We start from the raw sequence: 13,066 nt of genomic DNA, 5'->3' as shown, positions 1-13,066 counted from the left end.
GTTCGCGCACGTGGAGGTGCAGCACCGTGGCACCGGCGTTGTAGCAGTCAACGGCCTTTTGCACCTGTTCCGCCATCGTCACCGGAATGTCTTCGGGGAAATCCGCCGGCATCCACTCGGGGCCGTAAGGCGCCACGGTGATGACCACTTTGTCCTGGTTTTCGGGGTGCAGGGAATCGTCGAGGAATTGCATGTTTAGTCCTTGTCGGGTTGGGGCAGGGTCAACAGAGTCAATTGCGTCAGGTCTGTCTGTTCTTGCCGCTTAAAACGGTATGTCGCCAATGATCCCGGCGCGCTCCATCTTGCGATGGCAGGGGGGGTAGTCCATGACGGCGTAGTGCTGGGTCGAGCGGTTGTCCCAGATCGCCACGCTGTTTGGCTGCCAGCGCCAGCGCACCTGGTACTCGGGGATATTGGCCTGGCTGACCAGGTAGTTGAGCAGCAGGCCGGCGCCCGGATTGGCGTCCTGGCCGAAGCGCACGCGCTGCGGCGTGTGGTAGTTGGTGAAGTGCGTCGTGAAGGCGTTGACAAACAGCACCTTCTCGCCGGTCTCGGGATGCGTGCGCACCACCGGATGCTCGGCATCGGGATACTGTGCCTTCAATGCCAGGCGCTTCTCGAGGGGCATGGCAGCGCCGAAGCTGGCCTCGATGCTGTGGCGGGCACGCAGGTCCGCGATCTGGCTCTTGATGTGTTCGGGGAGGTTCTCGTACGCCAGGACCATGTTTGCCCACATGGTGTCGCCGCCGACCTGCGGGCCCTCCACGCAGCGCAGCACGCAGCCGAAAGGCGGCGCCACGCGCCAGGTGGCGTCGGTGTGCCAGGCGTTTTCGTAGCGGTCGTTCGGCTGGTCCGGGTTTTTGTAGATCCGCACCAGGCCCGGATGTTCGGGATCGCTGCCGGCTACCGGGTGGTCTTCCAGCTCGCCGAAAAGGCGGGCAAAGGTAACGTGTTCGGCGCGCGTCATGTCCTGGCCGCGCAGGAACAGCACGCGATGCCGGAGCAGCGCGGCACGGATTTCCGCAAACAGGCCGGCATCGTGAATGGCGTCGGCCAGCTTGACGCCAACCAGTTCGGCGCCGATGGCACAGGTGAGTGGTTCGATACGCATGGTGCCCTCTTAGATCGTGAAGACCGAGGAGCCGGTGGTCTTGCGCGACTCCAGGTCCCGGTGAGCTTGCGCCGCGTCCTGCAGGGCGTAGCGCTGGTTGATTTCGATTTTGATGCGCCCGGCCGCGACATGGCCGAACAGTTCGCCGGCCAGTTCGTTCTTTTCGGCGGGGTCGGCGATATAGTCGGCCAGGGCGGGGCGGGTCAGGTAAAGCGAGCCCTTCATCGCCAGCAGTTGCGGGTTGAAGGGCGGGATCGGGCCGGAAGCCGTGCCCACGCAGACCATCAGGCCGCGGCGCTTGAGCGAATCCAGCGAAGCGTCGAAAGTGTCCTTGCCGACGCTGTCGAACACCACATTCACGCCGACGCCGTCGGTCAGTTCACGCACGCGCCCGGCCACGTCCTCGCGGCTGTAGTCAATGATGTGGTCGCAGCCGTGGGCGCGGGCGACGGCCGCCTTGGCCTCGTTCGAGACGGTGCCGATCACGGTGAGGCCGAGCAGCTTTGCCCACTGGGAGACGATCAGTCCGACCCCGCCGGCGGCAGCGTGCAGCAGGATGGTGTCGGCGGGCTTGAACGCGTAGATGCGGCGCATCAGGTACGCGGAGGTCAGGCCGCGCATGGTCATGGCGGCGGCGGTGGCGCAATCGATGCCGGCGGGCAGCTTGATAAGTGCTGCTGCCGCGATCAGGCGCTCGGTGCTGTACGCGCCCAGCGTATTGAGAAAGCCGGTATAGGTGACGCGATCGCCGACCGCGACCTGGGCCACGCCGGGGCCGACAGCCTCGACCACGCCGGCGGCCTCGACGCCCATGCCGGCAGGCAGGGGCATCGGGTACAAGCCCGAGCGAAAGTACGTGTCGGCGAAATTCAGGCCCACCGCTTCATGGCGCAAGCGGACCTGCCCGGGACCGGGTTCGCCCACGGCGACCTCTTCCCAGCGCAGCACTTCCGGGCCGCCGGTTTCATGGATTCGAATGGCATGTGGCATGTTGATTCCTGTCTCTGATCGTTTTGGCGTTGATTCGGTTTACTTCGCTTCGCTGGTCCATGCCAGCCCGGCCGGGAGCCGTGCGAGACTTGCGTCCGGGCGCGTCCGCGCCATCGCGGCTTCACGCTTGATTGCCGGCATTGCTTTCCCCGCTTGCGCGTCCTTGTGTTGATGGAATAGTAGGCGCGCGGCCTGGGGGTGCTCCCCCCAGTGGCGGGGGGGAGGGACACAGGGAAATCCCTGATACGGGCTGGCAATGCACCGGGCATGTCTATAATCGGCGACATTGGGTTGCCGATCCCCTCAATCCATCCGGCCAGCCTGGAAACATGCGGTTCTGCCGCAGGCACGCGGTGCGTCGGGATGTACATGCAACGGCACGCGCGGCCGCGCAGCATGCAAACATGGGAAGACTGCCGCGTCTACTTTCACTCGATGACAAATCCAACCAGCGGCGCTGGCGCGACCGCATCGGAACTGCTGCTCAAGACCAGTCCACCGCGCGCACCGCGCCACCTTCTTGCGCGCTCCCGGCTGGGCTCGGACGGCGAGCGCTTTCGCGACCGGCCTGTGACGATCGTGCAAGCGCCTGCCGGCTTCGGCAAGACGTCCCTGCTGATCCAGTGGCACCGCGAGTACATCATGCGCGGCAGCGCGGTTGCCTGGGTGTCGCTGGATGAGCACGACGATCCCGGGCGCCTGTTGCTGGGGCTGACGAGCGCGATTCGCGCAGGCTGCGGGCGGCCGGCGTTCGGCAAGAGCCTGCCGGGAGGGGAAGGATCGTCCCGCGGGTCGCTGGAAGGCTTCACCGCGTGGCTGGCGGAGATTGCCCACGTTGCGCTCGATATCGTCCTGATACTTGATGAAGCCGAGCGATTGCCTGACTCCAGCCGCGATGCATTGATCTACCTGCTCAACAACCTGCCGCCCAACCTGCGCATCGTGGTGGCGGCGCGCAGCGGGTTCGACACGGTTGTCGAGCGCCTTGGCCCTTATGGCCAGTGCGTGAAGGTCGATGCCGGGATGCTGCGTTTCCGCCTGGAAGAGACGATCGCACTGATCGGCAGCCACTTCGACGCCAGTGTCGAAGCCGACGCGTGCGCGAGGCTGCATGACGCGACCGAGGGCTGGCCGCTCGGCTTGCAGCTCGCGCTTTCGGCAATGTCCCTCGCCCCCGATCCCGTTGCCGCCATCGATGCCCTGGCAAACAGCACCGGCGGCATGCGCGAGCACTTCGTGACCGAGTTGCTCGCCCGGCTTACCGACGCGGATACCGGCTTTCTCATGCGCATCTCGATCGCGGATCTGCTGCATGCCGACCTTTGCCGCGCGGTGACGGCGATGGAGGACGCACCGGATCGCCTGGAGCGCCTCATGCGGGAAACGCCCCTGTTCGTCGTCGCCGACCAGAAGGGCGAGTGGTTCCGCATGCACGCCATGGCACGCGATGCGCTGCGCGCGCGGCTGACGGAACTGCCGGCGCAGGAGCTCGCCGGATTGCACGATCGCGCCATGCACTGGCTTGCCGATCATGGCATGACGGAAGCTGCCGCGCGCCACGCCTTTGCCAGCGGCCAGCGCGAGACTGCCTATGGCCTGGCGCAACGCTGCCTGCACGAGGCGGCGACCCGCGGCCACTTGTCAGCCGTGCTCGAATGGCTCGAGTGGCTGCCCGAGTCCGAGCTGGACAAGCATCCACGCCTGCGTCTTGCCGCGGCATGGGCGCTGGCGCTGAGCGAGCGTCATCAGGAGGCCGAGGCACAAGTGCGCAAAATCCTCCACCACGCGACACCGGACGACGCCATGCGCTACGAGATCGATCTGATCCTGAGCGCCGCCGCCTATTACGCGGACGAGCCAGATCGCATGGCCGCCCTGTTCGATCGCTGGGGGGAGGTGCCACCCGTGAGCGATGCGTGGCTGGTGCAGGCGCACGCCAATCGCCTGGCTGCCCGCGCGTTGATGGCGGGGGAATATGCCAAGGCCCGCCGTTACCAGCAGCAGGCGCCGCGTGGCGACGCCAGCCTGGCCTATCGCTATGTGATCCGGTGGCGCGACTACATCGTCGGGCTAGGGTATCTGTCCGAGGGGCAGGTGATGCTGGCGGATCGCACGCTGCGGCCGGCGCTGGCCCGCGCCGATGAAGAACTGGGCCGGCGCCACCCGTTTTCCTGCATGATCGCCGTGCTGCTGGCCGCTGCCGCTTATGAGCAGGACGAGCTGGACGAAGCGGCGGCGTTGCTGGCCAACCGGCTCGACGTGCTCGAGCGCGGCGGCACGCCCGACACCGTGCTGCTCGCTTACCGTACGGCGGCCCGCATCGCGGCCGCCACGGGCCTGGAGCACCGCGCCCTGGACCTGCTGGAGACCATGGACGCCGTCGGTACTGCCCGCAATCTGCCGCGGCTGTGCGTGGCGAGCCTGACCGAGCAGTTGCGGCTGCATTGCGGGCGTTTTCGCTCCGAGACATGCCAGGCCCTGTTGCGCCGTATCGACGAGATCGCCGCGCAGAGTGCCGCCCCTGAGTTTCCGCTCAGGCAGCACAGGCTGGTGTTGCTCCAGGACATGGCGCATGCCTACGCCAGCTTTGCGGAGCAGGACTGGCGCGCGGCGCAGCAGTGGCTGGCGCGGGCCGAGGCGGGAGCGGATGCGATGAAGCAAGGGGGCGTGCGCATCGAAATGATGGCGCTGCGTGCCCTGGCACTGGACCGCTGCGGCGAGAAGGGGCTTGCGTTGTTACGTGAAGCCATGAACCTGTTGCAGGCGTACGGGATCAAGCGCGGCCTGCGCGACGTCCACCCCGCGCTGGCGGACTGGGCGCGCGATGCGGGCTCCGAAAGCGCAGCCATGCGGCGCCTGGACCCCGCGCCAACGGCGCGCCCGCCCGCCGGGACAGGCGGAGGCGGGCCACGCGCGGCCCCCAGCATGGTACTGACGCCGAAGGAGCGCAGTGTGCTGGAACTGCTGGCCCGGCATCTCGCCAACAAGGAAATCGCGCTTGCCATGGGTATCGGCCAGGAGACCGTCAAATGGCACTTGAAGAACCTCTCCGCCAAGCTGGATGCGGGCACGCGCAAGCAGATCGTGCGCAGGGCTCAACTCCTTGGCCTGCTGCACGAGAATTAATCCCGACGGCCGGGTCCGACAGCTACCGGCCGCCGGGTGCTACACGGCCGACACCGAAGACGCCCGCCCGCCCGGGCCGTCCAGCACCGGCGGCGCGGTCACGATGGATTTCAGGCCAGGCACCGCCTCGCGCAACTGGTCCAGCCGCGGCAGGGGACGGCGCAGCGCTTCCGAGCCGGCAAAGGCCTGCTCCATCGCATGCGCCACGCCCAGCGTGTGGTGATCGGCACGGAAGCGTCCCACCACCTGCAGGCCGAAAGGCATGCCGGCATGGTCGGCGCCGCACGGCAGGCTGATGGCTGGGTGGGTGGTCAGCGTGACCACATAGGTCGGCGCCAGCCAGCGGTAATAGTTCTCCTGCTTCTCACCGTTGATTGTCTCGGCATAGAGGCTGGTCCACGGGAACGGCGAGACCGGCGTGGTCGGCGACAGGATCACGTCGTAGTCTTCAAACGCGGCCTGGAAGCGGCCCAGGATGCGGGTCTGCTCCGCCTGCGCCCAGGCGCTGTCGCCCAGCGACATGGCTGCGCCCATTTCATAGTTGGCGCGCGTGTTCGGGCCCAGGCTTTGCGGGTCGCGCTGGTAGGCCTCGTGCATGCCGGCCACGAAACTTTCGGCGCGCAGCACGTCGAAGCAGCGGTGCGCCTCGCCCAGCTCGAAACGGACTTCGTCGCAGCTGCGGAACAGGTGCCGCATCGCTGCGATCTTGTCGCGGAACACCTGGCGGATCTGGTTATCCACCGCGCAGACGCCGAAGTCCTCGGTCCAGCCCACCCGCAACGAGCCCAGGTCGATATTGGCCGGCACCAGGAAGGACATCGGGTCGAGCGCGTAGGTGAGCGGGTCGCTGGCCGAGACGCCGGCGGAGGCCGCCAGTTGCAGGCAGGCATCGGCCACGGTGCGGCCCATCGGGCCCACCACGGAGATCGGCGTCCAGCCCAGCAGCTTGCGCGAGCTGGGCACCACGCCTGGCGACGGGCGGAAGCCCACCACGCCGCATTTTGCGGCGGGAATGCGCAGCGAACCGCCGGGATCCGAGCCCGTGCAGACCGGCAGCATGTCGCATGCCAGCGCCGCGGCCGAGCCGCCCGAGGAGCCGCCCGCGTTGAGGTTGGGGTTGAACGGGTTGCCGGTGGCGCCCCAAACGGCGTTGCGCGAGTTGGCGCCCGCGCCCATCTCAGGAATATTGGTCTTGCCGGTGACGATGGCGCCGGCCGCGCGCAGGCGTGCCACCAGCACGTTGTCGGCGCCGGGCACGTTGTCGCGGTACAGCGGCGAGCCATAGGTGGTGAGCAGGCCGGCGGTGGCCTCCAGGTCCTTCACGCCCAGCGGCAGGCCGTGCAGCAGGCCCAGCGGGGCGCCGTCGAGCACGGCGCGCTCGGCAGCCCGGGCTTCCGCGCGCGCGCGCTCATAGCAGGTTGCGGTGATGGCGTTGACGAAGGGATTGACCGCCTCGATGCGGGCGATGCACGCCTCCAGCAGCTCAACCGGTGAGATCTCCTTGCTGCCGATCATGCGGCGCAGCGCCACGGCGGATTGGGCGAGCAGGTTGTCGTTCTGGATCATGATGGCTTTCTCTTGCGTGGGTTGTTGCAGGCAGGGCGTTTCGATGCGTTGGCCACGCTAACGGCTCAGGCCGCGCGCCGCCACCGGCCAAACAAGTGACACGAGGCCTTTGCGCACGCCGACGATTTCGTCGTACAGGTTGAGGGTGGGGTCGCAGTGCCCGGGTACCAGCAGTACCTGGGCGCCGAGGCCGGGCAGATCGGCGCCGTTACCACCGGGAAGCGGTTCGAGGATGCCGTGCTCGTCGTTGGCCGCCACATAAGCCACGGTCCGGCTGGGGCCATCGCCATCCCACACCAGAGGCAAGCCGGAGTCCACCGCCATTGACTTAAGGCCGGCGTCCAGCACCACGCGGGGCGCGGGGCGCGTCGCCGCCGCCACGCTCATCACCGCTGTGGCAATAAACAGGCTGTGCTCGAAGCGCAGCGTGCCGCTGTAATCGTTGCGGCCATAATCGGCGTCCATGAAGATATAAGAGCCGGGCTGGATCTCCGTATAGACGCCACTGGCCAGGTCGAACTCCACGCTTCCGCTGCCGCCGCCGGTCACGGTCGCGCAAGCCACGCCGGCCTCGGCCAGCGCGGCGACGATGGCGGCGGTACGCGCCGCTGCATCTGCCGCCGCCTGCCGGCGCGCCGCGTAATCGCGCACATGCTGGATGCCGCCGTGATACGCCTGCAAGCCGCGGAATTCGAGCTGCGCGTGCGCACGGATCGCTTCGACCAGGCGCAGCGCGGCCGGCGCGTCGGCCACGCCGCAGCGGCCCTGGCCCACGTCGATCTCCACGAACACGCCGATGTGGCTGCCGGCTTGCGCGGCGGCGGTGGCCAGCGTCGCGACCTGCCGTGCATCGTCGACACAAACGCTGATGCGGGCGTCCAGCGCCATGCGCGCCAGCAGCGCGGCCTTGGCTTGCCCCGCGATCTCATTGCTGATGTGGATGTCCCTGACGCCGGCCTGCACGAACGGCAGCGCCTCGCTGACCTTCTGGCAGCAGATGCCGGCCGCGCCGCGCGCGATCTGCGCCAGCGCAATATCCGGGCATTTGTGCGCCTTGGCATGCGGGCGCAGTTGCACGCCCGCCTTGTCGGCGGCCTGCTGCATTTGCGCCAGGTTGCGCTCGAAGGCGTCGAGGTCAAGCACCAGGGCGGGCGTGTCGATGGTGGCCGCGGGCTGCCCGGCGGCGGGCGGTGCAAGGAGCAAGATCGTTGCGTCGGAATCGGGGAGCGTCATTGGCTGGCTTGTCTCGGGTCGTTCTGGATGGCGTGACGCCGCCTCCGGGGCGGCTGTGCTTGCGATGATGTGGGCAGGGGCGGGCACTGTCAAACCGAGCCCGCTTCCCGGCGCCTGCGTTCAGTCAGCCTGGATGTTGGCACGCTGCGCGATGGCGCGCATGCGCGGCAGCTCCCTGGTGATCAGCGCCGTCACGTCGGCCGCGGTGCCGTAGGACGGCTCGAAGCCATTGTCGAGCAGCTTCTTGCGCGTATCCGGATCGGCCATGGTCTCGGCCAGCGCCTTTTCCAGCCTGGCCCTGACCTCGGGCGGCAAGCCGCGCGGCGCGACCACGGCCAGCCAGGTATCCATATCGGTAGCCGGATAGCCGCTTTCCGCCACCGTGGGCACGTCGGGCAGCAAGGACGAGCGCTTGGCGGTGGTCACGGCGATGGCCTTGACCTTGCCGGCGCGGATCTGCGGCACGGCGGCCGAGACCGTGTCCACCGAGAACGGGATCTGGCCGCCGATCAGGTCGGTCATGGCGGGCGAGCTGCCGCGGTATGGCACATGCAGCATCTTGATGCCGAGATCGTTGAGCAGCATTTCGCCGGCGAACTGCGCGGTGGTGCCGGTGCCGAAGGAGCCGTAGGAGTATTTGCCGGGCGCCGCCTTGACCGCTGCCGCGAGCTGCTTGAGGTTGTTGACCGGCACATCGCGGTTGGCCAGCAGGATCAGGCCGGTGCGCCCGGTCAGCCCGATCGGTTCGAAGCTTTTGAGCGGATCGTAAGGCAGCTTGGGATGGATGGCCGGATTGACCGTGAAGGTGGTGCCCGAACTGACCAGCAGCGTGTAGCCATCCGGCGCGGCCTTGGCCACCAGGCCGGCGCCGACGATGGTGCCCGCGCCGGGCCGGTTGTCGATTACCACCGTCTGGCCCAGGCGGTCGCCGAGCTTCTTGGCCAGCAGGCGGCCGATCACGTCTGTGGCGCCGCCAGGCGGGAAGGGGATCACCATCTGGATCGGGTGCGTGGGATAGGCCTGGGCTAGCGCGCCGCCGGCAGGCACCGCCAGGCAACAGGCGGCCAGGCCCGCAAGCTTGAAGGTTTGAACGGTTTTCATTCTGACTCTCCTGCGTGGCAGAGGCCGGCGGCTCGGGGGCGGCTGGCGTGCAATGGTTAATCGTTGATCGACGATCATGGATCAGGCTGCGAGCGCGGCCGCCTTGTCCAGGAACCCCTGGTATTCCGCCGGGGGTACGAACAGGCCGCCCGTGGTCCACACCAGGTGCGTGGCTTGCGGCATCGCGGTCTCCAGCTGGTGCCGGGCCAGGTAGGCGCGCCCGGCGGCGCTTTCGCACAGCATGCGCGGGCCGCTGAAGCCGGCCGCGGCCGAGGGTTCGATGCGCAGCCCTTGCGTGCGCCAGGCAAGCTCAAGGTGCGCGAACAAGGTGTCGTCCGCCACGGTGAAGACGCCTGACAGCAGCGGGCGCATCACCGCCGCCGCCAGCTCGGAGGCGCGCGGCACGGCCAGGCCATCGGCCTCGGTGCGGTTGCTCAGGCCGAAGTCATAGACGGATGGATTGCCGCCGTCCGCCATCATCTGCACCAGGAAGCAGGGCGACTGCGTGGGCTCGGCAAAGAAGCAGTGCACATGCGGGCCAAGCAGTTGCCGCATGCCGAAGGTGATGCCGGCCGGCGCCCCGCCTACGCCACAGGGCAGATAGACGAACAGCGGATGGTCGGCATCGGCGCGGATCCCGTGCGCTTCCAGTTGTCCGCGCAGGTGCAGCGCAGCCGCGCTATAGCCGAGCAGCAGCGACAACGAGCGCTCGTCGTCCACAAAGTAGGTGAACGGATCCTGCTGCGCCTGGCGGCGCCCGGCGGCGACGGCTTCCTCATAGTCGCCGGCGTGCTCCACCACTTCCACGCCACGGTTGCGCAGCCGCGCCTTCTTCCACGCCTTGGCGTCCGACGACATATGCACGGCCGCGCGAAACCCCAGGGCCGAGGCCATCACGCCAATGCTCAGGCCGAGGTTGCCGGTGGAGCCGACCGCCACCTGGTAACGCGCGAACAAGGCCCGCGCGTCGGGCCCCGCGAGCGCCAGGTAGTCCTCCGGCGCGCAGCGGCCGGGGCCGATCAGGCCGTGCCGCAGGGCCAGGTTTTCGGCAAACTCCAGGACTTCGTGAATGCCGCCACGGGCCTTGATGGAGCCTGCCACCGGCAAGCTGTGATCGGCTTTCACCCAAAGGCGCCCGTGGCCCGGCGGCAGCCCCAGGCTTTCCTGCATCGCCGGCACGGCCAGCAGGGGCGATTCGATGGCGCCGGCCGTCTCCGCCAGTTCCGGAAACAGCGCCGGCAGCAGCGGTGCGAAGCGCGCAAAGCGCGCCTGTGCCGCCTCGACATCAGCTAGACTAATGCTTCGCTCGCCAGCGGCCTGGGCCGCCGGCGGCGCATCGGCGCGCGCCGGATTGCACCACAGCAAGGGCACGCCCGCGCTCAGGCTGGCGTGAAGCGCAGGTGTCGGGTTTGTGGCAAGAGGCTGGTTCATCGGTAGGGATTCGTTGCTACGCGTTCGGGATGACTTCATTGTTGGCCCGGCCGGGCTGTGCCGCAATCCATTTATATTTAGCGAGACATTAGTTTGACTAATGACTATTCACAGACAGAAATGCGCAACGCAGGTCGCTTATGAGCACCTTGCTATCGTCTTCGCTGCTGAGCTGGCTGCGCTGTTTCGAGGCGTCGGCGCGGCACTGCAACTTCACCCACGCGGCCACGGAGCTGTGCGTCACGCAGGGCGCGGTCAGCCAGCAGGTCAAGCAGCTTGAGCAATGGCTGGACCGGCCCCTGTTCCTGCGCACACCGCGGGCGCTGGTGCTGACACCGGAGGGCGAGCGGCTGCGTTTTGTGCTGCGGGAATCCTTCCAGGCCATCGAAGGCACGCTCACCCAGTTGCGCAAGCCGCGCGAGGCCGGCCCGATCGCGTTGAGTTGCGCGCCGTCGTTCGCCATGCGCTGGCTGACCCCCCGCCTGGGCGATTTCTTTCGCGATCATCCCGAGGTGGGCTTGCGTGTCTACGGCGAGTTCCACGCGCTCGACCGCACCCGGATGGTGCGCGAAGGGATCGACGCCGCGGTGCGCTTCGACCTGGGCGGCTATGACGACCTCAAGGCCCGGCTGTTCCTGGACGAATGGCTGCTGCCGGTAGCCAGCCCCGGCTTCCTGGCGGCGCATCCGGACCTGCGCGGTCCGCAGGACCTGAAGGGCGCCTGGCTGCTGCACGACGCGAGTCCCTGGGATGGCGCGCAAGCCTTCGAGGAATGGCGCCACTGGCTGCGGGTGGCGGGGGTGGAACTGGAGGCGGCCGGGCTGGAGGCCGGCCAGCGCTTCAACCTGTCCCAGCTCGCCGTGGGCGCGGCGCTGGCCGGCCAGGGCGTCGCGATGGGCCGTTCGGCGCTGGTGCTCGAAGATATCGAGGCTGGCCGCCTGGTCGACCTGTTCGGCATCCATGCGCGCTCGCAGGCGTCCTATTTTTTTGTGTCGGCGCATGGGCAGACGCCGCATATCGCCATGGTGGAGGACTGGCTGGCGGCCGAGGGCGCGCGTTTCGATGCCGCCCGCGCCAAGGTGCTCGATATACGTGCACGCGGCGTGAAAGCCACCGGGAGATGACAAACCAGCCATTCCACGGCATAGTTTCCGGCTTTCGCTTCCAGCTTTCCCGCAGCCTTCGCGCGGCTTGCGGGCATTCGTTGCGGGCATTCGAGTACCCGATGGATTTTCCTGTCCTGATCCTGGCGCTGGGCGCCATTGTGGCCGGCTTCGTGCAGGGCTTGTCCGGCTTTGCCTTCGGCATGGTGGCGATGTCCTTCTGGGTCTGGACGGTGGAGCCGCGCCTGGCGGCGGCCATGGCCGTGTTCGGCTCCCTGACCGGGCAGGTGGTGGCGGCCGTGACCGTGCGGCGCAGCTTCTCGCCGCGGCAACTGCTGCCCTTCGTGGCCGGCGGCGTCCTGGGTATTCCCATCGGCGTGGCCATCCTGCCGGCGCTCAATCCGGCTGTATTCAAGACCTGCCTGGGCGGCTTGCTGGCGATCTGGTGCCCGCTGATGCTGATGTCCGGGCAACTGCCGAGAATCCGCTTCGGCGGACGCGTGGCCGACGGCGTGATCGGCGCGGCCGGCGGCATCATGGGTGGCATCGGCGGATTCACCGGCGTCATCCCGACCCTGTGGTGCACCTTGCGCGGACTTGCCAAGGACGAGCAGCGCGCGATCATCCAGAACTTCAACCTGGCCACGCTGGCCGTGACCATGGCCACCTATGTCGGCACCGGCATCGTCACGCGCGACATGCTGCCCATGTTCCTGGTGGTGGGGCCGGCCATGCTGGTGCCCAGCATCCTGGGCGCGCGCCTGTACATCGGTATCAGTGAAATCGCTTTCCGCAGGATCGTGCTGAGCCTGCTGACGGCCTCCGGGGTGGCCTTGCTGGCCGCTTCGCTGCCGGCGTTGCTGCAGCCGTTGCACTAATGCCCTCAATGCCCTGGCGCGGCTTTGCGCCAGGGCGCGCCGCGGTTCAGGTATGAAAGCTCTCAACTTCGGCTTGCGGCGTCGCCTCGGCGCCGCTGCGCTCGAACTCCGCGATCACCTGTGCCCCGAGCAGCAGCAGGGTGGCGGCAATCTCCAGGCTGAGCAGGACCACGATGGCGGTGGTCAGCGAGCCGTACACCACGCTGACCTGCGACAGCGTGGCGAAGTACCACACCAGCACGCGACGCGAGACTTCCCATAACAGCGCGGCGGTGACCGCGCCGATCAGGGCATGCCGCAGCGACAGGCGCCCCACCGGCATCACCAGGTAGATGGACATCAGCAACAGGATTTCGCCCGCCAGCCCGAACAGGTAGAGCAGGGCGCGAGAGAGCCGGTCCAGCGACCAGTCGTGGCCCAGCAATTCCACATGGCGCTCGCCGATGGCCTGCAGGCTGCCCGACACCACGGTCACCAGCAGCAAGCCCGCGCTCAGCACGACGATGTAGCAATACGGCAGCACCGCC

11 protein-coding genes are annotated in these 13,066 nt (G+C 67.9%); 3 read left to right on the top strand and 8 right to left on the bottom strand.

The window, feature by feature from the left end; genetic code table 11:
* The 3 genes from CF70_RS26585 to CF70_RS26575 all read right to left on the bottom strand — a co-directional run.
* Window positions 1-193, bottom strand: a 193-nt coding sequence (locus tag CF70_RS26585) for a 3-keto-5-aminohexanoate cleavage protein (protein ID WP_035871985.1), incomplete at its 3' end; no start/stop codon positions are given.
* 69 nt (window positions 194-262) lie between these two features.
* Window positions 263-1,111, bottom strand: a complete 849-nt coding sequence (locus CF70_RS26580) for a TauD/TfdA dioxygenase family protein (RefSeq protein WP_035871983.1) — start codon at window positions 1,109-1,111, stop codon at window positions 263-265.
* 9 nt (window positions 1,112-1,120) lie between these two features.
* Window positions 1,121-2,101, bottom strand: coding sequence for a quinone oxidoreductase family protein (locus CF70_RS26575; RefSeq protein WP_035871981.1), 981 nt, complete (start codon window positions 2,099-2,101; stop codon window positions 1,121-1,123).
* Window positions 2,102-2,536: 435 nt separating this feature from the next.
* Between CF70_RS26575 and CF70_RS26570 the strand changes: the two genes are divergently transcribed.
* Entirely contained in the window at window positions 2,537-5,227 is a 2,691-nt protein-coding gene (locus CF70_RS26570) for a LuxR C-terminal-related transcriptional regulator (RefSeq protein ID WP_035871996.1), read from the top strand.
* A 39-nt stretch (window positions 5,228-5,266) separates the two neighbouring features.
* On the opposite strand, the gene CF70_RS26565 is transcribed toward CF70_RS26570, so the two are convergent.
* The 4 genes from CF70_RS26565 to CF70_RS26550 all read right to left on the bottom strand — a co-directional run bounded on the left by CF70_RS26565 (window position 5,267) and on the right by CF70_RS26550 (window position 10,558).
* On the bottom strand, window positions 5,267-6,793 hold the full coding sequence (locus CF70_RS26565; protein WP_035871980.1) for an amidase: 1,527 nt from the start codon (window positions 6,791-6,793) through the stop codon (window positions 5,267-5,269).
* A 57-nt stretch (window positions 6,794-6,850) separates the two neighbouring features.
* Window positions 6,851-8,026, bottom strand: coding sequence for a DSD1 family PLP-dependent enzyme (locus tag CF70_RS26560; protein WP_035871977.1), 1,176 nt, complete (start codon window positions 8,024-8,026; stop codon window positions 6,851-6,853).
* A 120-nt stretch (window positions 8,027-8,146) separates the two neighbouring features.
* Entirely contained in the window at window positions 8,147-9,127 is a 981-nt protein-coding gene (locus tag CF70_RS26555; protein WP_035871974.1) for a Bug family tripartite tricarboxylate transporter substrate binding protein, read from the bottom strand.
* Window positions 9,128-9,208: 81 nt separating this feature from the next.
* Window positions 9,209-10,558, bottom strand: a complete 1,350-nt coding sequence (locus CF70_RS26550) for a D-serine ammonia-lyase (RefSeq protein ID WP_035871971.1) — start codon at window positions 10,556-10,558, stop codon at window positions 9,209-9,211.
* A gap of 140 nt (window positions 10,559-10,698) precedes the next feature.
* Between CF70_RS26550 and CF70_RS26545 the strand changes: the two genes are divergently transcribed.
* Window positions 10,699-11,682, top strand: a complete 984-nt coding sequence (locus tag CF70_RS26545; protein ID WP_035871968.1) for a LysR family transcriptional regulator — start codon at window positions 10,699-10,701, stop codon at window positions 11,680-11,682.
* Between the two features lie 101 nt (window positions 11,683-11,783).
* Window positions 11,784-12,539, top strand: coding sequence for a sulfite exporter TauE/SafE family protein (locus tag CF70_RS26540; protein WP_035871965.1), 756 nt, complete (start codon window positions 11,784-11,786; stop codon window positions 12,537-12,539).
* Window positions 12,540-12,585: 46 nt separating this feature from the next.
* On the opposite strand, the gene CF70_RS38330 is transcribed toward CF70_RS26540, so the two are convergent.
* Window positions 12,586-13,066, bottom strand: a 481-nt coding sequence (locus CF70_RS38330) for a YihY/virulence factor BrkB family protein (protein ID WP_235185224.1), incomplete at its 5' end; no start/stop codon positions are given.

The sequence above is a fragment of the Cupriavidus sp. SK-3 genome, from assembly GCF_000611145.1.
GTDB lineage: Bacteria > Pseudomonadota > Gammaproteobacteria > Burkholderiales > Burkholderiaceae > Cupriavidus.
This window is presented reverse-complemented; position numbering and strand designations above follow the sequence as displayed.